This is a genomic window from Pseudomonas sp. UME65 (genome assembly GCF_014170225.1).
In the GTDB taxonomy this organism is placed as follows: domain Bacteria; phylum Pseudomonadota; class Gammaproteobacteria; order Pseudomonadales; family Pseudomonadaceae; genus Aquipseudomonas; species Aquipseudomonas protegens.
This window is the reverse complement of the sequence record NZ_LZZQ01000019.1, coordinates 25155-45369: the sequence shown is the minus strand read 5'-3', so window position 1 is coordinate 45369 and position 20215 is coordinate 25155. Positions and strand designations below refer to the sequence as shown.

The 20215-nt window shown below is 63.9% G+C and carries 26 protein-coding genes; 12 read left to right on the top strand and 14 right to left on the bottom strand.

What is annotated here, in order from left to right; translation table 11 throughout:
* Nucleotides 1-370: 370 nt before the first annotated feature.
* Together metE and A9971_RS31720 are read right to left on the bottom strand one after the other, a co-directional pair.
* Nucleotides 371-2659, bottom strand: a complete 2289-nt coding sequence (gene metE, locus A9971_RS31725; protein ID WP_183000427.1) for a 5-methyltetrahydropteroyltriglutamate--homocysteine S-methyltransferase — start codon at nucleotides 2657-2659, stop codon at nucleotides 371-373.
* Nucleotides 2660-2871: 212 nt separating this feature from the next.
* Nucleotides 2872-3201, bottom strand: coding sequence for a hypothetical protein (locus A9971_RS31720; protein WP_015635164.1), 330 nt, complete (start codon nucleotides 3199-3201; stop codon nucleotides 2872-2874).
* Between the two features lie 417 nt (nucleotides 3202-3618).
* Between A9971_RS31720 and yfcF the strand changes: the two genes are divergently transcribed.
* Complete coding sequence (gene yfcF, locus A9971_RS31715) at nucleotides 3619-4251, top strand: glutathione transferase (protein WP_183000426.1); 633 nt, start codon at nucleotides 3619-3621, stop codon at nucleotides 4249-4251.
* A 72-nt stretch (nucleotides 4252-4323) separates the two neighbouring features.
* Here yfcF and A9971_RS31710 read toward each other — a convergent pair whose 3' ends face one another.
* Nucleotides 4324-4854: a DUF1993 family protein gene (locus A9971_RS31710; protein WP_183000425.1), complete on the bottom strand. Its 531-nt coding sequence runs from the start codon at nucleotides 4852-4854 to the stop codon at nucleotides 4324-4326.
* Nucleotides 4855-5041: 187 nt separating this feature from the next.
* Here A9971_RS31710 and A9971_RS31705 point away from each other — a divergent pair, with 187 nt between their 5' ends.
* Nucleotides 5042-5479 carry a hypothetical protein gene (locus tag A9971_RS31705; RefSeq protein ID WP_183000424.1) on the top strand — a complete coding sequence of 146 codons (438 nt, stop codon included), beginning with the start codon at nucleotides 5042-5044 and terminating at the stop codon, nucleotides 5477-5479.
* Nucleotides 5480-5492: 13 nt separating this feature from the next.
* Here A9971_RS31705 and A9971_RS31700 read toward each other — a convergent pair whose 3' ends face one another.
* Both A9971_RS31700 and A9971_RS31695 read right to left on the bottom strand, forming a co-directional pair.
* Nucleotides 5493-5954 carry an isoprenylcysteine carboxylmethyltransferase family protein gene (locus A9971_RS31700; RefSeq protein ID WP_123473170.1) on the bottom strand — a complete coding sequence of 154 codons (462 nt, stop codon included), beginning with the start codon at nucleotides 5952-5954 and terminating at the stop codon, nucleotides 5493-5495.
* Nucleotides 5955-5992: 38 nt separating this feature from the next.
* The gene (locus A9971_RS31695) at nucleotides 5993-6550 is read right to left on the bottom strand and encodes a hypothetical protein (protein WP_019094995.1); all 558 of its coding nucleotides are present in this window, start codon (nucleotides 6548-6550) and stop codon (nucleotides 5993-5995) included.
* A 117-nt stretch (nucleotides 6551-6667) separates the two neighbouring features.
* Between A9971_RS31695 and A9971_RS31690 the strand changes: the two genes are divergently transcribed.
* Together A9971_RS31690 and A9971_RS31685 are read left to right on the top strand one after the other, a co-directional pair.
* Complete coding sequence (locus A9971_RS31690) at nucleotides 6668-7069, top strand: GFA family protein (protein WP_123473169.1); 402 nt, start codon at nucleotides 6668-6670, stop codon at nucleotides 7067-7069.
* A 31-nt stretch (nucleotides 7070-7100) separates the two neighbouring features.
* The gene (locus tag A9971_RS31685; RefSeq protein ID WP_077933864.1) at nucleotides 7101-7466 is read left to right on the top strand and encodes a hypothetical protein; all 366 of its coding nucleotides are present in this window, start codon (nucleotides 7101-7103) and stop codon (nucleotides 7464-7466) included.
* Here the strand turns inward: A9971_RS31685 and A9971_RS31680 are convergent.
* Nucleotides 7463-8086, bottom strand: coding sequence for a cell wall hydrolase (locus A9971_RS31680; protein WP_072452386.1), 624 nt, complete (start codon nucleotides 8084-8086; stop codon nucleotides 7463-7465). The genes A9971_RS31685 and A9971_RS31680 overlap by 4 nt on opposite strands.
* A gap of 302 nt (nucleotides 8087-8388) precedes the next feature.
* Between A9971_RS31680 and A9971_RS31675 the strand changes: the two genes are divergently transcribed.
* The 3 genes from A9971_RS31675 to A9971_RS31665 all read left to right on the top strand — a co-directional run bounded on the left by A9971_RS31675 (nucleotide 8389) and on the right by A9971_RS31665 (nucleotide 12430).
* Entirely contained in the window at nucleotides 8389-8922 is a 534-nt protein-coding gene (locus A9971_RS31675; protein ID WP_011060692.1) for an RNA polymerase sigma factor, read from the top strand.
* The gene (locus tag A9971_RS31670; protein WP_169893663.1) at nucleotides 8915-9889 is read left to right on the top strand and encodes a FecR family protein; all 975 of its coding nucleotides are present in this window, start codon (nucleotides 8915-8917) and stop codon (nucleotides 9887-9889) included. The genes A9971_RS31675 and A9971_RS31670 overlap by 8 nt, the downstream gene beginning before the upstream one ends.
* Before the next feature lie 69 nt (nucleotides 9890-9958).
* The gene (locus A9971_RS31665; RefSeq protein WP_183000423.1) at nucleotides 9959-12430 is read left to right on the top strand and encodes a TonB-dependent siderophore receptor; all 2472 of its coding nucleotides are present in this window, start codon (nucleotides 9959-9961) and stop codon (nucleotides 12428-12430) included.
* Nucleotides 12431-12488: 58 nt separating this feature from the next.
* Here the strand turns inward: A9971_RS31665 and A9971_RS31660 are convergent, their stop codons facing one another.
* The 3 genes from A9971_RS31660 to A9971_RS31650 are packed head-to-tail and all read right to left on the bottom strand — an operon-like array spanning nucleotide 12489 to nucleotide 14437.
* Nucleotides 12489-12935 carry an NUDIX hydrolase gene (locus tag A9971_RS31660; protein WP_169893659.1) on the bottom strand — a complete coding sequence of 149 codons (447 nt, stop codon included), beginning with the start codon at nucleotides 12933-12935 and terminating at the stop codon, nucleotides 12489-12491.
* A 57-nt stretch (nucleotides 12936-12992) separates the two neighbouring features.
* Nucleotides 12993-13622 (bottom strand): DUF4375 domain-containing protein, encoded by a 630-nt coding sequence (locus A9971_RS31655; protein ID WP_011060688.1) that lies wholly within the window; start codon nucleotides 13620-13622, stop codon nucleotides 12993-12995.
* Between the two features lie 26 nt (nucleotides 13623-13648).
* Nucleotides 13649-14437, bottom strand: a complete 789-nt coding sequence (locus tag A9971_RS31650; protein ID WP_183000422.1) for a hypothetical protein — start codon at nucleotides 14435-14437, stop codon at nucleotides 13649-13651.
* 434 nt (nucleotides 14438-14871) lie between these two features.
* Here A9971_RS31650 and A9971_RS31645 point away from each other — a divergent pair, with 434 nt between their 5' ends.
* From A9971_RS31645 to A9971_RS31630, 4 genes are read left to right on the top strand one after another with little or no spacing between them, the layout of a single operon-like run.
* Nucleotides 14872-15252, top strand: coding sequence for a hypothetical protein (locus A9971_RS31645; protein ID WP_183000421.1), 381 nt, complete (start codon nucleotides 14872-14874; stop codon nucleotides 15250-15252).
* 27 nt (nucleotides 15253-15279) lie between these two features.
* Nucleotides 15280-15609, top strand: coding sequence for a cyclic-phosphate processing receiver domain-containing protein (locus A9971_RS31640; protein ID WP_011060685.1), 330 nt, complete (start codon nucleotides 15280-15282; stop codon nucleotides 15607-15609).
* Nucleotides 15610-15613: 4 nt separating this feature from the next.
* Entirely contained in the window at nucleotides 15614-16048 is a 435-nt protein-coding gene (locus tag A9971_RS31635; protein WP_183000420.1) for a hypothetical protein, read from the top strand.
* Between the two features lie 44 nt (nucleotides 16049-16092).
* The gene (locus A9971_RS31630; protein WP_123431007.1) at nucleotides 16093-16758 is read left to right on the top strand and encodes a hypothetical protein; all 666 of its coding nucleotides are present in this window, start codon (nucleotides 16093-16095) and stop codon (nucleotides 16756-16758) included.
* A gap of 52 nt (nucleotides 16759-16810) precedes the next feature.
* Here the strand turns inward: A9971_RS31630 and A9971_RS31625 are convergent, their stop codons facing one another.
* The 4 genes from A9971_RS31625 to A9971_RS33010 form a co-directional block, all read right to left on the bottom strand.
* The gene (locus tag A9971_RS31625) at nucleotides 16811-17362 is read right to left on the bottom strand and encodes a GNAT family N-acetyltransferase (RefSeq protein WP_183000419.1); all 552 of its coding nucleotides are present in this window, start codon (nucleotides 17360-17362) and stop codon (nucleotides 16811-16813) included.
* A gap of 12 nt (nucleotides 17363-17374) precedes the next feature.
* Nucleotides 17375-18226, bottom strand: a complete 852-nt coding sequence (locus A9971_RS31620) for an EcsC family protein (RefSeq protein ID WP_011060682.1) — start codon at nucleotides 18224-18226, stop codon at nucleotides 17375-17377.
* Between the two features lie 84 nt (nucleotides 18227-18310).
* Nucleotides 18311-18610 carry a barstar family protein gene (locus tag A9971_RS31615; RefSeq protein WP_015635147.1) on the bottom strand — a complete coding sequence of 100 codons (300 nt, stop codon included), beginning with the start codon at nucleotides 18608-18610 and terminating at the stop codon, nucleotides 18311-18313.
* A gap of 57 nt (nucleotides 18611-18667) precedes the next feature.
* The gene (locus A9971_RS33010; RefSeq protein WP_162865003.1) at nucleotides 18668-18838 is read right to left on the bottom strand and encodes a winged helix-turn-helix transcriptional regulator; all 171 of its coding nucleotides are present in this window, start codon (nucleotides 18836-18838) and stop codon (nucleotides 18668-18670) included.
* A 115-nt stretch (nucleotides 18839-18953) separates the two neighbouring features.
* Here A9971_RS33010 and A9971_RS31605 point away from each other — a divergent pair, with 115 nt between their 5' ends.
* A complete protein-coding gene (locus A9971_RS31605) occupies nucleotides 18954-19100 on the top strand; it encodes an MFS transporter (protein WP_145992905.1) in 147 nt (48 codons plus the stop codon).
* Nucleotides 19101-19231: 131 nt separating this feature from the next.
* On the opposite strand, the gene A9971_RS31600 is transcribed toward A9971_RS31605, so the two are convergent.
* Nucleotides 19232-20164: an alpha/beta hydrolase gene (locus tag A9971_RS31600; RefSeq protein ID WP_065363703.1), complete on the bottom strand. Its 933-nt coding sequence runs from the start codon at nucleotides 20162-20164 to the stop codon at nucleotides 19232-19234.
* Nucleotides 20165-20215: the final 51 nt, after the last annotated feature.

The following is a 20215-nucleotide window of genomic DNA, read 5'->3' as shown; positions in this document are numbered from 1 at the left end:
CGGGGATATGAAGCAAGAGCCGCAAAGGGCTCGGGGGTCAGGTCGGAGAGATAGTCGCGAGCGCACCGAGCGCGATGGTCAAGGCTAAAAATCCAAACAAGAAAAACGCCATCTTAGTCATCAGGCCTCCTGAACAGTAGGTATGCGGTGCAGCGGGCCCGGTCTCCAGCCGTAAAGCCGGCCGGGCGCGCCATTTTCAAACCATGGCTGTTCTGATAACAGACGCAGATGCGCAAGAAAAATACGGATCAGATGCGCCGCGCCGGCCTCCGCTACCTGCTTGCTCGCCCTCGCACCACTTGCCCCCGATGCCATGCTGGAAGCAGAAAACCGGAGCACGCCGACGTGCTCCGGTGGCGGGGTTGGCCGATCAGGCCAGTTCTTTACGCAACTGACGGGCCGCGGTGACCATGTGCACCAGGGCTGCTTCGGTTTCCGGCCAGCCGCGGGTCTTCAGGCCGCAGTCCGGGTTGACCCACAGGCGCTCGGCAGGGATGCGGCGGGCGGCCTTGCGCAGCAGGTTGGCCATTTCCGAGGCATCCGGCACCCGTGGCGAGTGGATGTCATAGACGCCCGGGCCGATCTCGTTCGGGTAGGCGAAGGCTTTGAAGGCGTCCAGCAGTTCCATGTCCGAACGCGAGGTCTCGATGGTGATGACGTCCGCATCCATGGCGGCGATGGACTCGATCACATCGTTGAATTCGCTGTAGCACATGTGGGTGTGGACCTGGGTTTCATCACGCACGCCAGAGGCGCACAGGCGGAACACTTCGGTGGCCCAGTCCAGGTAGTGCTGCCACTGCGCCCGGCGCAGCGGCAAGCCTTCACGGAACGCGGCTTCGTCGATCTGCACGATCCTGATGCCGGCGGCTTCCAGGTCCAGCACTTCGTCGCGGATCGCCAGGGCCAGTTGCCGGGCCTGTACTTCGCGGCTCACATCTTCGCGCGGAAAAGACCACATCAGCATGGTCACCGGGCCGGTGAGCATGCCCTTCATCACCTTGTCGGTCAGGCCCTGGGCGTAGCGGATCCACTCCACGGTCATGGCTTTGGGGCGGCTCAGGTCACCGAAGATCACCGCCGGCTTGACGCACCGGGAACCGTAACTCTGCACCCAGCCGAAACGAGTGAACACATAGCCGTCCAACTGCTCGGCGAAATACTCGACCATGTCGTTGCGCTCGGCCTCGCCGTGCACCAGCACGTCCAGGCCCAGGCGTTCCTGCACCAACACCGCGTGGCGGATTTCGCTGTGCATGGCTTCGGTGTATTCGGCGACGCTCAGCTTGCCCTGCTTGAACGACTGGCGTGCCAGGCGGATCGAGGCGGTCTGCGGAAACGAACCGATGGTGGTGGTGGGGAACAGCGGCAGGTCGAGGCCGGCGCGCTGCTTGGCGATACGCTGGGTGAAGGCCGAGCGCCGCTGGCTGTCCTTGGTGGTGATGGCCGCCACCCGAGCCTGTACCGCCGGTTTGTGGATGCGCGGCGAGGCCGCGCGGCTGGCCTGTACGGCGCGGCTCTGCTCCAGGGCCTTGAGCACCGCCCGGGCCTGCGGCTGGTTCACCGCCTGGGCCAGTACCGCCACTTCCTGGCATTTCTGCACGGCGAAGGCCAGCCAGCTCTTGAGCTCGGCGTCCAGCTGGTCTTCACGGTCCAGGTCCACTGGGCTGTGCAACAGCGAGCAGGAAGGCGCCACCCACAGGCGCTCACCCAGGCGCTCATGGGCGTGCTGCAGGGTGGCCAGGGCTTTTTCCAGGTCGCAGCGCCAGACGTTACGCCCATTGACCAGGCCCAGTGACAGCACCTTGTAGGCCGGCAGGCGATCGAGGATGGTCGGGTACTGCTCGGGAGCACGCACCAGGTCGATGTGCAGGCCATCCACCGGCAGGTTCGCGGCCAGGCCGAGATTCTCTTCCAGGCCACCGAAATAGGTCGCCAGGAGTTTTTTCAGCGGCTCGCGCTGGATCTGGTTGTAGGCACGTTCGAACGCGTTTTTCCAATCCTGGGGCAAGTCCAGCACCAGGATCGGCTCGTCGATCTGCACCCACTCCACACCCTGGGCCGCCAGGCGCTGGAAGATCTGGCCGTACAGCGGCAGCAGGCGGTCCAACAGCTCCAGCTTGTCGAACTCGGCGCCCTTGGCCTTGCCCAGCCACAGGTAGGTCAGCGGGCCGATCAGCACCGGCTTGACGGCGTGCCCCAGGGCCCGGGCCTCCTCGACCTCTTCGAAGAGCTGCTCCCAGCCCAGCTGGAATTGCTGGTCGGCGCCGAATTCAGGCACCAGGTAGTGGTAGTTGGTGTCGAACCACTTGGTCATTTCCTGGGCGTGGGCACCGCCGCAGCAGCCGTCGCTGACGCCACGCGCCATGCCGAACAGGGTCTGCAGCGTGGCTGGGCCATGCTGCGGACGGAAACGCTGGGGAATCACGCCGAACATCAGGGAATGGGTCAGAACCTGGTCGTACCAGGCGAAATCGCCCACGGGCAGCAGGTCGATACCGGCGTTTTTCTGCAGCTCCCAGTGAGTCTTGCGCAGATCACGGCCCACGGCGCGCAGGCCGGCTTCGTCGAGTTCGCCCTTCCAGAACGCCTCTTGCGCTTTCTTCAGTTCACGGTCGCGGCCAATGCGCGGAAATCCTAGAGAATGGGCCAAAGCCATGACATGCAACTCCCCTGTGTTTGATGGGAGCCATTGTCGGCACTCGGCCCTTGGTGAGACAAACTCATTTTAATCGCGATGATCACAAGTTCCATTCATGATCAAACAGGCAGATCAGACACTGCCGCAGGAGGCCGCGCGCCCTTCAGGCTCCTGCCCGGGGCGGCCCGGGCCAGCTACAGGCCTGCGACCCGGTGCAGATCTGCGCCCCCTCAGCGGCGAGCCAACTTATACCTCAGGCAATCCTCGTTAAAGCTTTTGCGCAGTGCCTCGGGCTTGATCCGCGAGGGGCTGTCGTAGGTCTGCTCGGTGATGCCCAGGGCCATCATGCGCATCCAGCCCTTGCTGAACTTGTAGGTCTGGATCTTCTGCCGCGCCGCATACAGCGACACCCCGGACAACTTCAATTCCTGGGCCCTGGCGGCAGTGCCCGCCCCCCAGCTGCAGACATACCGGTCATTGGCCGCCAGCTCCCGGGCCTGGGCCGCAGAAGCCCCGCCCAACAGGGCAAACGAAGTCAGCGTAATCAACACATGGCGCATTTTGCGGTCACCTAACCACCTGAAAATAAAGTGATTTTGGCGACACTTCAGACTGCCCGGGGCCAGTACTTTGCCTTCTCGATCAAGGCAATGTGCCTGCCAATGCTGGCCACTCGCGCGGCACAGGCGCACCCGCCGCTGACGCCAGTCGATCAACTGCAACGCGCTGAAGCCGGGTTTTTCCGCACCCCGTGGACCGGCTCGATAACCGACGCTGGCGACTGCACAGCCACTGCTGCACGCCCCGGTCCGCCTCCGACGCCCGCCCGCGACTCCAGAACCGCATCGCCACGGCTGCATCGCGCACGGAGGCCGAAACGCCAGTATTCCTACGAGGAATGCACGGATAAAAAACCTGCATTTTATTTATCGACCAGGATCTCCTAGCGTGGGCGCTCCCCCCTTGGAGAGACCGCCGTGACCGCTTCCCGCCCGCGCCTGTACGTCGATGCCCAGTTCACCAGCCCCTATGCCCTGTCCGTGTTCGTGGTGCTGCGGGAAAAGGGTATCGACTTCGACCTGCTGCCCCTGGATCTGGACGCCGCGCAGAACCGCGCACCAGCCTACACCCGCCTGTCCCTGACCCAGCGCGTGCCGACCCTGGTGCTGGAGGATTTTGCCCTGTCCGAATCCTCGGCCATCGCTGAATACCTGGAACAGCTGTTCCCACACAACCCGGTCTATCCCCAGGACCTGCGCCAGCGTGCCAAGGCCCGTCAGGTCCAGGCCTGGCTGCGCAGCGACCTGCTGCCGATCCGCCAGGAGCGCACGACCCTGGTGGTGTTCTACGGCTGCAAGGGCGAACCGCTGTCGCCCCAGGCCCAAGCGGCGGCTAACACCCTGGTGGAGGCCGCGCAGGAGCTATTGGCGGATGGCCGCGACTTCCTGTGCGGCCAGTGGTCGATCGCCGATGTCGACCTGGCGCTGATGCTCAACCGGCTGATCCTCAACGGTGACCCGGTGCCGGCGAACCTGGTGGACTATGCCCGGCGCCAGTGGCAACGGCCGGCAGTGCAGGAATGGGTGCAGTTGCCGCGGCCGGCGCTGTAGGACCTGGAGCGCCGGGTGATGCGGCCATCGGCGTTGACCTGACGCTGGCCGGGGAGTCTGCGGCTGGCGCGGCTAGGCTTCTTGCGGTTGGCGCAGATAGGCGAACATGTGCTGGGCATAATCGGCCTTGCCCAGGGGCACACCGTTGTGCCGCAGGATGTTGTAGGCCGTGACCAGGTGGAAATAGAACTGCGGCGTCGCCCAGTTGCGCGCGAACTCCTCGCCGTTCATGTCGAAGGCAATACCGTTGTGCAGCTCGATGGCGATGGCCCTCTGGCCACTGCTGTCGATCAGCTCGCGGTCCGCCGCCGCCAGGAACGCCAGGGTGTCTTCGATCAGTGCCCTGGCCTCGGCCATACCGACCGGCGCCTGCAATGCAGTCACAGGCTGCCCGCTCAGGCGCTGTACCGCTTCCCGGGCCTGGGTGCAGGCAAAACGCACCTGGGCCGCCAGGTCATACATATCCGGTGCCAGCCGCGACTGCAACAGCACCTGGGGTTCGAACCCCCGCTCCCGGGCCTGCTCTTCGCCCTTGGCGAGAAAGCCCTCCAGGGCGCGCAGCATCTGGGCAAAACAGGGAACGGTGAGGGTGTAGATCGACATGGGTGTTCCTCGATGAGATCAAGACACAGGGGTCGGGTGCTGCCCGTCGCCCCGCCATAAAAGCCGATGGATCCTAGCAGATGTCCCCCCTCTCTCAAGCCGCGAACAATGCCAGAAAAGTACCCCTGGGCCGATCCGGCTGGTATGGTGCGCCCCTTGAGAAATACACCGCCTGACAGTGAGGAAAATGACCTTGAGCAGTGAAGCAAAAATGACCGGGGACCTGTTCGAAGTCGACAAGCGCCTGGCCCTCAAGCCCATCGTCGATTTCAACAGTTACCTGCGCACGGCCTTCGCCGATGGCCCCTGCTCCTGTGGTCGCTGCGTCGCCAGCCAGGGTGACGAGAGCGGCTACGACTACCAGCACTCCTTCAACTTCGCCGGCCGGGTGGCCAACCGCCGCTTCGCCTCCACCGCCGGCAGCGATGTGCTGCAGGCCCTGAAGAAAGCCTGGCTGTCCTTCACCAAGGCCGAGCTGCCGGCGAGCGGCGATCTGGACCTGGCAACGGTCAAGGAATTCGTCGACCCCCAACTGCACAAATTGCTGGTACCGCTGTTCGTCGCCAGCGGCCTGACCCGCGAAGTGGATGGCCAGTTGCAACTGCAGGCGCAAGTGGCGGCTTGAACAGCCGTACCGCCTAAAGCCAGCGCCGCACACGCTGGCGATACGCCGCAAAATCAGCCCCGAACAATTGCCCGAGCGCCCGTTCTTCGGGGTAGATCTGAAAGCGGTTCATGTACAGGACGAACCCCAGCACGCCGAGCAGCACCAGGGGCGAGGCCAGGTACAGCCCCCAGGCCAGCAGCCACAGGGCAAAGCCGACATACATCGGGTTGCGTGTGTACTGGTAGATCCCCGAGGTGACCAGGGCCGAGGCGCTGGCGGGCTTCAGCGGGTTGACCGTGGTCTTGGCCCGGCGAAAGGCAAGCCCTCCGGCCAGGACAAACAGCAGCCCGGCCATCACCAGCGGCAGCGCCAGCAACAGGCGTGTGCCCAAGCCCGGATCCAGGCCCGGCAACCCGCGCGCAAGCAGCCCCATCAACACGGCGAACAGGACCGCGACAAGGGGGGGTGGAATGCGGTTTTCCAAGACCTGCATGGTGCCTCTCTCCTCTGCCCGGGTTCAGGTCCGGGGCGTTACAGGTTGTCCGTCACCCGGCACAGCTTGCTGTCTTTCAACGGGGCCGCAGCATATTCCTTCGAGCCAAGCGGCGCCTGCTTGAGCATCACCGCGCACTTGTACATCCCCGAGGCTTCCAGCTGGTAGTCCATGCCTGCCTTGGGCACGAAGCTGAACAGGTTGTAGCACTGGTTGCCCAGGTAGTGGAACGCCATGGGCTGCCCGGCCGGCACCAGCACTTCGGTCCGGGTACCGGGCACTGCGGGAGTCTGCGGCGCCGCCATGCCCAGGCTTTCACCGTTACGGTTGGCGTAGCCGTCCCGGGCAGCCACCACGACCCCGGCACCGGGCAGGCGGAAATCCACACAGTCGGACCTGGGCACACCGCGCACCATGCCGTCGCTGATCACCCGCAGGCGCACGGTTTCGCCACCCGGCGGCGTGGAATAGGGCGTGGAAAAGGACCGCACATCGGTCAGGGCGCCGCAGCCGGCCAGCGCCAGCAACAGGCCGGCGAGACCCGGCAGGCGCACGCGCCCTATGCAGGTGTTGAGGGGGTGAGGCGATTGACTCACTATGTCGCTCCTTGCGGGTCGGGTTCCTGGGCAGCTGCTGCGATCAGCAGCCGGCGTTTTATAAAGGGTTCACCCACTCGCGGCAATGCTGGCCCTGAAACTTCGGAAACCCTGACCATGCAAAACCAGCATCAAGGCAGTTGCCTGTGCGGCGCGGTGACTTACCAAGTGTGCGGCGCGCTGAAAGCCGTCACCCACTGCCATTGCCACAAGTGCCAGAAGGGCCACGGCGCGGCCTTTGCTTCCTATGCCAGTACGCCGCGTGCGAATCTGGAAATCCGCGACCAGAGATCGGCGCTCAAGGTGTACGAATCCTCCCCTGGCGTGCTGCGCCAGTTCTGCTGCCACTGCGGCTCTTCGTTGTTCTGGCAGGACACCCATGGCGAATATCGCCAGTGGATTTCCATCGCCATTGCCACCCTGGACACGCCCTTCGCAGCCCCCAGGCAACAGCATTACTGCGTGGCCATGAAGGCCGACTGGTATGCAATCACCGATCAGTTCGACCAAGTGCAATAAGCCACGCCGCACCCAGAGGAATGCCCCTGTCATGACCCGGCACTTCAGCTACGTCTGGCTCCTGCCGTTGCTTGAACGCCCCTACGAATCGGTCGCGGCCGACCTGCCTGGCGCCCTCGCCGGGCTCAGGATAGAGCCCCCGCCGGGTGAACCGCTGTGCCTGCGCCAGTTGCTGCTGAACGCCCTGGGGTCCGGCTCCGAACACTGGGAGCACTGTGCTGTGGCATGGCTGGAAGCCGGCTTCCCGCTGGATCGCGAGCTGTGCGAAAGCCTGCTGCACCAGGTCTCGCAAAAAATGTTCAGCCAGCCCATCCGCCATCGACTGACCACCCTCGGCAAACGCTGGCTACGCCAGGACGACCAGGCCCGTACCCACGACTCAAACCCACGCCACTAGCGCGCCGCGACGTCCTTGGGTTTGTAGAAGCTGAAGCTGCCGATCTCGGTGGTCTTGATATAGGCCCGGGACCAGTCCGGCGAAACACTGCGGTCGTGAAAGAACAGAGCGCCGCCGGTACGGTCCTTGAGCTGCTGGTTCAGCGCCTTGCGGGCAATTTCCTTGGCGATGGTATAGCGGCCCTCTTCTTCCACCTGGTCGGGCCGACCATCGCACCACCAGGAGAACTGGCAGGGGCTTTTTTCCGAACCCTGCTTGACCACTTCGCACACCGTCCCGGGAAAACCCTCATGGCCCAGTCGGTTCAGAACCACATTGGCCACGGCCTCCATATCGGCGCTTTCACCACCCTTGGCTTCCCAGTAGATGGTCCGCGACAGGCACGTGATGGCGTCGTCCACCGGGGCCTGGCCGGCCGGGTCCACGGCCTGCACTTCGTTCTTGGTGATGGGTGCGGCCTGGGGCTCGGCCTTCGGGCTCTCCTTGTCCGCGGCTTTCTGCTCCAGCGCCTGGGCCTTGTCCTGGGCAGCGGCCTGGACCGCCGGCTGCGGGTCGGCGGCCCAGAGCTGGGCTGCGGGCAACAACAAGGCAAAACACAGGGTCCTGACAATCCAGCGCATGATCGATCCTTCCCGAAAAACCTTTACCCCCTGCCAGCGCCGCCCCTGAACGTACCTGGCGGCAGAGCGGCGCAACCGGTTGCAGCATGGCCGGCACGATGGCGCGTCGAGGGGGAGCGAACGGGTCACCGGGGGCCATGTTGAATCGACCATGGGCCGCGCGAATCATTCCCTGGTGCCGCAAGCCCTGCACAAAGCCCAGGACAAGGCTCCCGTGGAAATTCGCTGGTAATGATAAGAATTCTCATTAGAATGCCCAGCCATTCACGCTGAGCCGTATCAGGTAGTGGGAGCAGTGGGCGATGGAAACCGGAGACGACCAGCAACAACTCAGCGCGCTGTTCATTGCACAGCGCGGGGGGCTGATCCGCATGCTTGCGCGGGTGGTGGGGTGCGCCAACCTGGCCGAGGACCTGGCCCAGGAGACCTACCTGCGGGTGGCCAAGGCGCTCAACGCCCGCCCCATCGAGCACTTGCAGCCGTTCCTCTATCAGACCGCCCAGTACCTGGCCTTCGATCACCTGCGCAGCCAGCGCAGCAAACGCCGCTTCGAGTACCAGCCCACCGACGCCAGCCAGCTCAGCGAAGTGCCCACCGCTGCCCCCGGGCCGGAAAGCCATGTCCAGGGCCAGCAGCAGTTGCACTTGCTGCAACAGGTACTGGCCACCCTGCCCAAGCGCCAGCAACAAATCCTGGTTTTGCATAAACTGCACGATCTTTCGCAAAGCCAGATTGCCCAGCGCTTGCAGGTTTCCCTGAGCACGGTGGAAAAGGACCTGCGCCATGCACTCAATGCCTGCATCAAAGCCACCGACCGGCAGAACCCCGATGACTGAACACCTCAGCGCCCTTCCCGGCGACGCCATTCGCGAGCAGGCGAGCTACTGGTTCACCCAGCGTGAGGCCATGACCCACAACCTGCCGCTGCGCCAGCGCTTTGAACAGTGGCGCAACAGCCACGCGCAGCACGCCGAGTCCTACCGCGCCCTGGAAGACCTGTGGCAGGCCAGCGCCTTCGAACAGGCCCTGGAACAACTGGCGCTGGGCCTGGACCTGCCGGCCGCCCCGGCCCCCGCCACGCCGCGCAGAAAACGCCACCGCACTCGCTGGCTGGCCGCTGCGGCCACGGTGCTGGTGATGCTCGGTGCCGGCTGGTTCGGCGACCTGCCACTGCGCCTGCAGGCCGATCACCTGAGCGCGGTCGGCGAACTCCAGCGCTTCGACCTGGCCGATGGTTCGCACATCGTGCTGGGCAGCGACAGCGCCATCAGCAGCGACTTCAGTAACGCCCGGCGGCGCATCCAGCTGCTGCGCGGCGAGCTCTATGTCGAGGCCTTCCACGACCCGTCCCGGCCGCTGACCATCGAGGCCGGCAGCGCCACGGTGACCGTGGTCGGCACCCGCTTCAGCGTCAGCCGCCAGGCCGACGGGGTGACCGTGGCCGTACGCGAAGGCCGGGTACGCCTGGCCGACGAAAACGGCCAGCAGAGCCTGCTGCAAGCCGGCAACTGGCAACAGTTGCAGGGCCACCGGTTACTGCCCCTGAACCCCGAGGGCAGCGAACGGCAACTGTCCTGGATCAACGGCCGCCTGTCCTTCCAGGACGCGCCCCTGGCCCAGGTTCTGCAAGAGCTGCGGCGTTACCAACGCGCACCGATCCTGCTGTTCAACGCCGACGCGGCGCAGCAGAAAGTCAGCGGCAACTACCAGCTCGATGACCCGCAGGCCATTGTCCGGGCCCTGAGCAAAGTCACCGCCACCGAGCTCACCCGCCTGCCGGGCGGCATCCTGGTACTGCGCTGAAACACTGCCCGGGGGGGCTGAAAAAAGTTTTACGGCTTTGCCGAGGCCAACCCGTCAGGGTGTTTGCTTATGCAAATCATTCCTATTTCGTACGGGACTTCCATGCACCTTCCAACACTCACCCCGGCCCGCAGCATCCTCGCGCTGGCCATCTGCCTGGCCTGCAACCCCGTGATGGCGGTCGAGCCCACCACCGCTACCGGCAACCAGGCAACCGCCACCTACAGTTTTGCCATCGCCCGCCAGTCCCTGGCCAATGCCCTGGACCAACTGAGTACCCAGAGCGGTTTGCAGATCGCCTACTCCGCGGCACTGGCCCAGGGGATCGAGTCGGCGGAGGTCAGCGGGCGCATGAGCGCGGAACAGGCACTGGGCAAGCTGCTGGCCGGCACCGGCCTGGGTTTTGAACGCAACGGCGCCAACGCGGTGCTGCTGACCCGCCTGCCCCAGAGCAGCCAGGCCGTGGAGCTGGAGGCCACCCAGATCGTCAGCAACCAGTTGGGCACCGTCACCGAAGGCAGCGGCTCCTACACCCCAGGCACCATCGCCACGGCGACCCGCATGGTGCTGACCCCGCGGCAGACCCCGCAGTCGATCACCGTGGTCACCCGGCAGCACATGGAAGATTTCGGCCTCAACAACGTCGACGACGTGATGCGCCATACGCCGGGCATCACCGTCTCGGCCTACGATACCGACCGCACCAACTACTACGCCCGCGGTTTCTCGATCAACAACTTCCAGTACGACGGTATTCCCTCCACCGTGCGCAACGTCGCCTATTCGGCTGGCAACACCCTCAGCGACATGGCCATCTACGACCGGGTGGAAGTGCTCAAGGGTGCCACCGGCCTGCTGACCGGCGCCGGCTCCCTGGGCGCCACCATCAACCTGGTGCGCAAGAAGCCCACCGCCCAGTTCCAGGGCCACGCCTCCCTGGGCATGGGCTCCTGGGACAACTACCGCAGCGAACTGGACGTCAGCGGGCCGCTGACCGAAACCGGCAATGTTCGCGGCCGCGCAGTGGCGGCCTACCAGGACAAGCAGTCGTTCCTCGACCACTATTCGCGCAAGACCTCGACCTACTACGGCATCCTCGAATTCGACCTGTCCCCCGACACCCTGCTGACCGTGGGCGGCGACTACCAGGACAACATCCCCAAGGGCTCCAGCTGGTCCGGCACCTTCCCGTTGATCAACGCCACTGGCGGGCACAACAGCATGTCGCGCTCCTACAACAACGGCGCGACCTGGAGCGGCTGGGAGCAATACACCCGCACCGCTTTTGCCATGCTCGAACACGACCTGGGGGATGGCTGGGTCACCAAGCTGCAACTGGACCACAAGATCAACAGCTACCACGCCGAGCTCGGCTCGATCCAGTTCGACGAGCCGCAGACCGATGGCACGGCCAAGGTCAACGCACAGAAGTACACCGGCGACACCACCAGCGATTCCGCCGACCTGTACCTGAGCGGCCCCTTCAATCTGTTCGGCCGCGAGCATGAACTGGTGCTGGGCGGCTCCATCGCCAACTCGCGCTGGACCGGCAAGGGCTACTGGTCCCCGGACTTCCCCGGGGGCAAGGGTAACGTGGTGGACTTCTACAACTGGCACGGCAAGATCGAACGGCCCATCTGGGGGCTGCCGGCCCAGCGCACCGACGACACCGTGCGCCAGACCGGCACCTACATGACCACCCGCCTCAACCTGATGGACGACCTGAACCTGTTTCTGGGCGGGCGCGTGGTCAACTATCACCTCACCGGCCTGACCCCGTCCTACAAGGAAAGCGGACGCTTCGTGCCCTACGTCGGCGCGGTCTACGACCTCGACGACCACTTCTCGGTCTACGCCAGCTACACCGATATCTTCATGCCCCAGGAAAGCTGGAACAAGGACAAGGACAGCAAACTGCTCAACCCGGACGAAGGCCAGAACTACGAGCTGGGGCTCAAGGGCGAGTTCTTCGAAGGCCGCCTCAACAGCAGCCTGGCCTACTTCGAAGTGCACGAGACCAACCGCTCGGTGCCGGACGATGCCTACAACAACCAGTCGCCCACCCCCGACAACTACGCGTTCAAGGGCGCCAAGGCGGTCACCAAGGGCTACGAGCTGGAGATTTCCGGCGAACTGAGCCCGGGCTGGCAAGTGCAGGCCGGCTACACCCACAAGATCGTGCGTGATGACGAGGGCAACAAGATCTCCACCTTCGAGCCGCAGGACCAGGTCAACCTCTACACCAGCTACAAGCTCAAGGGCGACCTGGACAAGCTGACCGTCGGTGGCGGCCTGCGCTGGCAGAGCGAGGGCTGGTATTCGGTCTACAACGCGCCGCGCAAGATCAACGAAGACATTTCCCAGGAGGCCTACTGGCTGGTGGACCTGATGACCCGCTACCAGATCACCCAGAACCTGTCGGCGACCCTCAACGTCAACAACATCTTCGACAAGTCCTACTACACCAACGTCGGTTTCTATAATTCGGCGGCCTACGGCGAACCCCGCAACTTCATGCTCAGCACCCGCTGGGACTTCTGAGCCGGCGGCCCTGCCGGGCCACCCCGCCCGGCAGGGCACCAAGCAGCATCAGTGCCCGTCAGCCAAGCAGGCCCGCCTGCTTGAGCAGGTCCGCCAAGCCCGCGGGAACCAGCGGCGTCTGCTCGGTGAAGCTGGCGCTGCCCTGCCAGCGGGCCACGAAGGGCGCGCCATCGCTTTCCCGGGCATCGAGCTGGGCACGCTGGTAGACACTCGGGTCGTCGAAGCGGGCGTCGTAGACCTGGACGAACTCATGGCCGGGCTTGCCGGCATAGGTGAACAGGCTTTCCAGGGTGCCGATCAGGCGCAGGCTGTTGATCGACAGCCCCAGCTCTTCCTGTATTTCCCGAACGATTGCCTGGGCACTGTGCTCGCCAAAGTCGATGCCGCCACCCAGGGGGCGAAACAGCATCTGTTGCTTGTCGGCATCAAAGAACTGATTGACCAGGATCTTGCCCTGGTGATGGAAGATGCACAGCGCGAGCGCGCGGATGCGGGGTTCAGACATGGGGTGAAGTCCATTTGCCGAGACGAGGCGCGGCATTAGAACACGGCGCCAGGCCCCTCAGCCAACGTAAAAATACTTCACCGCCAAGGCCGGGACCTCCTCCATCGCCGACCACAGTTGCTCGTCCAGTTCGCCACTGATCAGCTCATGTTCCTCGTCGCTCAGCAGCCCGGGAATGTCCCACAGTTGCTCCAGTTGCGGGTGGCCTTCCAGGTGCGCGATCAGCTGGCGCTGGCGGCTGACCAGGGCCCGAGTGTTGCGCGCGCCGATCGCGGCCAGGGTGCTGAGCGCCAGCTCGCAGGTCTGCTGCCCCCAGTTGCAGAAGAACTGCAGGAAGCCGCCGTTGTAGCCGTCCGCCTCCAGCCGCCACAGCGCGACGATGGCCTGGTCGTCCGCCGGCAGTTGCTGCAGTTGCCAGTCCAGGGCCTTCAGGCGAGCCATGGACTCATCGCACAGGCATTCCCAGATCCAGTCGATGGCGTTGAGACTGAGCACCGGCTCGCCCAGGTGCGGCCATGACACGGACCAGCCCCGAGGTGCGATGGCAAAATCCGCCCGCTGCTCGGGCGTAGCCTCCCGCAGCCGGCTGTAACGGCTCAGGGGCTGGCGCAGCCGCAAGCCGTCGGCCCAACTCAGGCAGAGCATTTCATCCTCGAAGGCGACGTGGGTGATGGGGCTGAGGTTCATCAGACAGGACCTTTGGGCAATCTAATTCAGTCGTAAGCGGCCGGACAGCGGCGCGGGCCGATGCCGTGGAGCACCGTGAACAGCCCACCGCCCAGCAGCCCCAGCAGCAGGAACGGAAAGATCCCACGGTTGAGCAAGGGGATCCAGTAGTCCAGCCCCGAAGCCCCCTTCAGGGACCCGGCGAACAGCCCCGGGGCGCCGGACAGCAGCCAGATCAGCACGCCACTGAGGCCACCTCCGATCACATAGCGCCAGCCAGTGGCGAGAAAGCGCTCCACCAGCCACAGCACCGGCCAACTGACCAGCATGCTGATCCAGGCACCGATCATGGCCCCCAGCAAGAATACCGGCAGGCTTTCCGTGCCCTTGGGATAGAGGGTTACCGCAACGCCTCCCAGGGTCAGCGCCCCCGACAGCGGCACCGCCAGCAGCCGCCGCAAGCCCTGCCCTCGCCCATGGGGCGGCACCGACAGTTGATCAATCCCACGGCTCAGCAGGCTGTACAAGCCAGCCAAGGCCAGCCCGCCCGCCAGCGGCAGCAGCAACAGCTGCATCCATGAAGTACGCACCAGCACCGTGGCCACCAGGCTCAGGATCAGGCTGATCCACAGGTAGCGCGCCCTGGCCTGCGGGCAGCGCCGCTCAGTCCACAGCAACAGGGGAATGCCCAGGACCATGGCGATCACACTGCCAAACAGAAACCCGGAAAACAGCTCCGTGCCATTCCAGCCCTTGATCAGGCCCTTGATCACGGCGTAGACCAGGCCAGCGCACAGGGGCAGTGCAAACAATCGCAGTTCGGCGTTGGGCCGCATGGGGTTCTACCTGGGGTGGCAACGGGTGCCGGGTTGAAGGAAGGTGCGTTTCTACACAAGTGCGGCGGACTAATCCAGTGCCGGAGAAACAATGCAACCTTGAGCCCGGCAATGGCTTATTGCTCAATATCGGGGTATACAACCGGGCGAAAATTCATCCAGACATCCACCGTAAAAGACCACCCACCGCAAGTCGCTGCACTGCTGTCAGAGCAGAACAAGCATTGGCTCACAGGCAGCCGCCGAGTCCTGTTGCAAGTTCAACAGCAGCTCTGCGACCAGGGCGTGCCCAGCACGATCACCTTGGCACCTGAAACAGCCGGCGCCATTCCTCTGGACAGGCCACTCTGCCACGCTGACGCGGTCCTGTCAGCGCTCCGGCGCAGGTTGCAATGACCCAGCGTTGACCGATGCGATACGAAAGGAAACTTGACGTGCTGGCAAGACTGAACGGACAGGAACTGCATTTCTTTGGCACACCCAAAGCATTCAATGCCATGGCACGAGCCATTCGCAAAGGCCGGCACGGCGAGTCTCAATCAATGCCGCTGGAGCAGGAGCAATCCAGTTTCAGCACCTTGTTCCTGAGTTGCTCCGGTCAATCGAGCAGGATCTGGATTGAGCACAGCGAGGTTCATATCCAGTATGCCGAGGCCAGTAAAAACCGACTCTACCCTTGCCTCTCCATGCCCGCTGAAACAGCGCCGGGTGCGCTTTTTTTCGTCGACAAGCTGCAACAGGATCACCCACCGCTGCTCACCGACGACTCGCTAAGCCTTGTACTGCATGTCATCGCGAACGACGCCGATGCTTGAACTGCATCTGAAAGAGTAAACAGGCCCATGAAAATCTACCTCGACGACGAACGCCAAACCCCGCAAGGCTGGGTTCGCGCCTACTGGCCGGACGAAGTGATCGCGCTGCTGAAGGCCGGTGGCGTCGAGGACATCAGCCTCGACCACGACCTCGGAGATGATCAGCGCGGCACCGGTTACGATGTGATCCTGTGGATCGAAGAGGCCGTGGCCCTCAATGGTTTTCATCCGCCGCGTATTCACATCCACTCGGCCAATGCCAGCGCCGTGGAAAAAATGCGCGCCGGCGTGCAAGCGATCGATCGACTGGCCCGCAACAACGGATGCCGCCAATCAACCCATAACGCAGGCAACTGACCCCATGAGCGGCAACCTGTATGGATACATCCATTGCTTTGACCCTTCGCCGGCTGCCGAAGCGCACAATCGTGCGGTGCTGCAAAGCCTGCCAGTGACGGGGGCGCAGATCACCCCGGCGCTTTTCAGCGTGCTGCCAAACAGCCGGGGGCACTGCTACTTCGGGCATATGGTGCACTTCGCCACCTACCCCAAAGGCAGCTACATCTTCGATGATTCGTGGCTGGCCGAGTACGAAGCCCTACTGGAGCGCCTGTTCTGGGACAACTCGGAGGTGGTGCATACCTACTGCGGCGAACGGCGCACCTGGAACTCCAGTAAAACCCACGGGCTCGAGCAACCAACCGCCTTGAAGATCACTAACAGGAAGGTTTTTCCTTCCTATCACGACTTGGAGCCCGTCGCGGACAGCGATGTGCCGGAGCCGGGCAACAGCTGAAAGGTCGCCCGCCATCCCCCCTATAACGACACAAGGAACACGTAATGCCACTGAGTCCTGAGCAAGCGAAAACATTGGCCGATGCGGTAGCAGGCTATGCCTTCCCCACTGCGCATTTTGACTTTGCCCGCCAGACGCCCGTTGTGCGGCTGTCCATGTCCGAACTGGAAACCCGGATTCGCCAACAACTCCTTAGCGACTCGCTGAACACCGTCAAGGACGGGCTATCGAATGTTCTCTATTGGGGGTTCACTCAAATGGGTGGCTTGGCCAATGTCCGTGTTGGCCGCTTCCGCTCCGGGGTCAAAGACTTGCAGATCGCACAGGCCTCGGCGCTGTTCAAGGAGCAACCGCGCCCGGCACTTTACGAGATCGCCAGCCTGAAGATGCCGCAGTTTTCCAGTGTGTCGTTTGTCAGCAAGATCCGCATGTTTCTCGACCCGCTCCAGTCGGCCACCCTGGACCTGCAGATCATGAAAATCCAGCAGGTCCACAGCGACACCGTCCTGGCGGCAATCAAACAGGACCCGACCCGGATCCGTATCAGTAAAGCCAATTCGAACGCTTACGAGGGCTGGTGCGAACGCCTGGCTGACATAGCTCGGAGCTACCTGCCAGAGGCTCGCGTCGCCGATGTGGAACGTGGTCTGTTTCAACTGGTTCAAGACAACAAGGTCAAGCAGGCCGCCGCGATCCTGCGCAACGCCTGAGTTTTATGAAGGGTGCACGGTCTGGATCAAGTACACGGGCGATTGGGGAGGCTCATCGCGCTGTAAACTCTGCCCGCAGCAGCGCGTACTGAACCAGATCATGATGGGCGCCCAGCCAGTAACCCGCTTGCCGTGAAACCCCTTCGCGGACAAACCCTGCCCGCTCCAGTAACCGGAGCGACGCCAGGTTCTGCGGGTGTACCTGGGCCTCGATGCGGTTCAATGCCATGTATTCAACCCCCCAGCCAACAATGGCTTGCAATGCCTCCCCCATCAGCCCCTGCCCTTGCGCCGACTTCGCCAGTTCGAAGCCGACGGCGCAGCTGCGCCACTGCCGGTTCCATTTGAACAGGCCGCAGGTGCCCAGCAGGCCCGGTTGGTTCTGGCGTTCGATGGCCCAGCGCGTCCCCGGGTTGGGCAGGCTGCGCCAGCTGGCAAACAGCGCCAGCAGTTGCTCGGCCTGCGGGTAGTCGGTGATGGGGTCGGTGCCGAACCACTGCATGGCATCGGCGTCGCTGTGGATCGCGAACAATGCCGGGACATCGGCCGGGCACAGTTCCCTGAGGATCAGGCGCGGGGTGCGGATAACGGGAAAGTCGCTCATGGGGATACCGCCCTAGCCTGCCAGCTGCTTGCGCAGGATCTGCGCATACTCGTCCTTGATCTGCTCAAAACCGTACTTGTGCTCCAGGCGCTTGACGGTGAAGTGCCCACGGGCCATGTCCTGGTAGAAGTCGGTGAACAGCGCATTGATGGTGGCGCCGGTAAAGGCGCCGATCACCGGCACCGCCTGGGCCGCGAACTTGCTGGAGATGGTCACGCCGTAACGGCTGGCGACTTTCTCGATCAGCAGTGCCAGCCACTTGCCCACCTGCCCCGGCGACAAGCTGCCCACCGCCCCGGCACCGCGCTTGGCGGCAATGGCCGCCAGCTCCTTGGACAGTTGCTGCATGGCCTGGGTGGTGAAGCTGCGGGTGATGTAGTAGCCGGTTTCCGTGGCGTCGTCGGCCTGGCTGTTGCCGCCCATGGCGAACACTTCGATGCAGGCCTGCTTGGTGGCAAAATCCGCCAGATCGAAGCCTTCGCTGCGGGCCACATCGGCCACCGAGCGCATCATGATGGTGGTGGAAATGGGCAACTCGACAAACAGCGCGGCAAAACCGAAGGCCCCGCCCACAGCGCCGGAAGTGGCCGCGTACATCTTGTGCAGCAAGGTCGATGCCGGTTTTTTGGGCGCGTTGTCCAGGCTCCACAGCGCCGCATCGGCGGAGCTGTGCAGGGCCGCCACCACCGCGCCGTTGATCTTTTTCGCCACCACCGCCGGCAGCGCCTTGACCGCACTTTCGATGGGTGAACCCAGCAGCCCGGACAGGCGCGCCGTCAGTGAAGGCGACTCCAGCAAGGCGACGGCGCGCTTGAGGTCCTGGTAATCCTCGGGATGGTCTTTGATGCTCACAGGCGTCTCCATGGGTGGCTGTTCACTGCCTCGGGAAAGAATAAACCGTTGCCAGGCGGCGTCGTGGCTCAATTGCGCGTCCGGCGATAGGCAGAACTAAGGCTTGGCTGGCTCCAACAGCAGGTCCGCAGCCAGCGTCGGGTATTGGACCTTCATCCGCTCCAGGCATTGCAGCAGCAATTGCGCGTCCCGGGGCAGGCGCCGGGACAATGCTGGCAAGCCGCTGATATGCAACTGTTCGGGCATTTCCACCAGCCCGGTAATGGCGTCCCAGAAGGCGTCCCAGTTACAGCCGTACCAATGGGGAAAACCCAGGGCATCGCGCAGCACCAGGTGCAGTTCAGCGGTGCTCGTCACCTGGCTCAGGTCGATGTGTTGCAGGGGCAGGCGGCTCATTCGTCATTCCTTGGGGTGATGGCTTGAAGGGGCTTTCGCTGGCTGGCCACAAGGGCTTCAGGCCAGCGGCTGGACACCCAGCTGGCGCTGCAACTGCTCCCAGCCCAGCTTGCAAAAGCTCTCCAGCAGCTTGGCCAGATGCGAACTGGCGGTCTGCGGTGACATCCCCGCCGCTTCGGCCAGGGCGCTGGCGGACAGCGAGCTGCCATCGGACAGGATGATGAGCATGCCCCCCGCACCGGCTCGGCAAAGGTTTCGCCGCACACTTCGATCCAGCCCGAAGCAGTGTGTGCAAAAAGGTTCGTATAGTCGCACCGCACTGCGGCAAAGGAAATACGCCCCCATGGACCTCAAGCACCGCCTGCGACGCCAGGTACTGATCGCCCCCTGCCGGAGCTATGGGGTGGTGATCCTCGACACCTCGATCGTCAATGTCGCCCTGGAATCCATCGCCCGGGACCGGGATGCCGGCATCACGGCCCTGCAATGAGTCATCAATGCCTACCCCCTGAGCTTCGCCAGCCTGCTGCTCACCGGCGGCCTGCCGGGGGAGCGGTTTGGCGCCCAGGCACGACAAAGCCGCCGTCGCCGGCCAGGCGACAGCGGCGGCTGCCTCACCCCTTACAGGTGCTGCTGGAAGAACGGCACCAATTGCGCCATGGCCAGCGCCACCGTTTCGGCGCGGTCGTACAGGTCGTAGTGGGACCCGCCCTCAGCGACCACCAGATGCTTGTCCCGGGAGGCCGCACGGCCATGGATTTCCAGGCCGTCGCGGTAGGCACCGAAGCCGCCGGGCTTGTCGCCGACCACCACCATCAGTGGCTGGGTCAGCAGCACCTCGGCCTGCAGGAAGGCATCCCAGCCAAAGGCCGCGCTATTGAAGGAAAACAGACCGCTGGTGGCGCCGTTTGGCTGCTGGCCTCGGGCGGTCTTGTAGTACTCGGTGGCTTCCAGTACGTCGATGTCGCTGATGCCGTTCTGCTGCGCCTCGGCTACCGATGCTGGCAGGTAGTCGATCACATGACGCGCCTCGCCCCGGGCCTCGGCGGTGCGCTGCTTCGCCATGGCGTGCAAGGCGCTGACCGGATCGAAGTTGCTGAAACCTTCGCGGATCAGGCGGCCGAAGTTGACCCCGGTAATGGAGGCCAGGGCCTTGATCCGGTAGTCGGTCATTGCCGCCTGGATGGTGTAGCCACCGCCACCGCAGACACCGATGGCACCGATGCGCTCGGGGTCGACATAAGGCAGGGTCACCAGGTAGTCGATGGCGAAACGGATGTCCGACACGCGAGTGGCCGGGTCTTCGATAAAGCGTGGCTGGCCGCCGCTGGCGCCCTGGAAACTGGCGTCGAAGGCGATGACCACAAACCCGGCCCGGGCCAGCCCGGCGGCGTAGATGTTGCCGGAGGTCTGCTCCTTGCAACTGCCGATGGGATGGGTGCTGACGATCGCCGGGTAGCGCTTGCCCGGGTCGAAATCCGCCGGCAGATAGATGTCCGCGGCGTTGTCCCAGCCGAAGTTGGGGAAGCTGACGTGTTCGATGCTGTTGCTCATGACCGTACTCCTTGAGCCGCCCTGGGCAGGCTCGTCTGGATCGATAGGCGG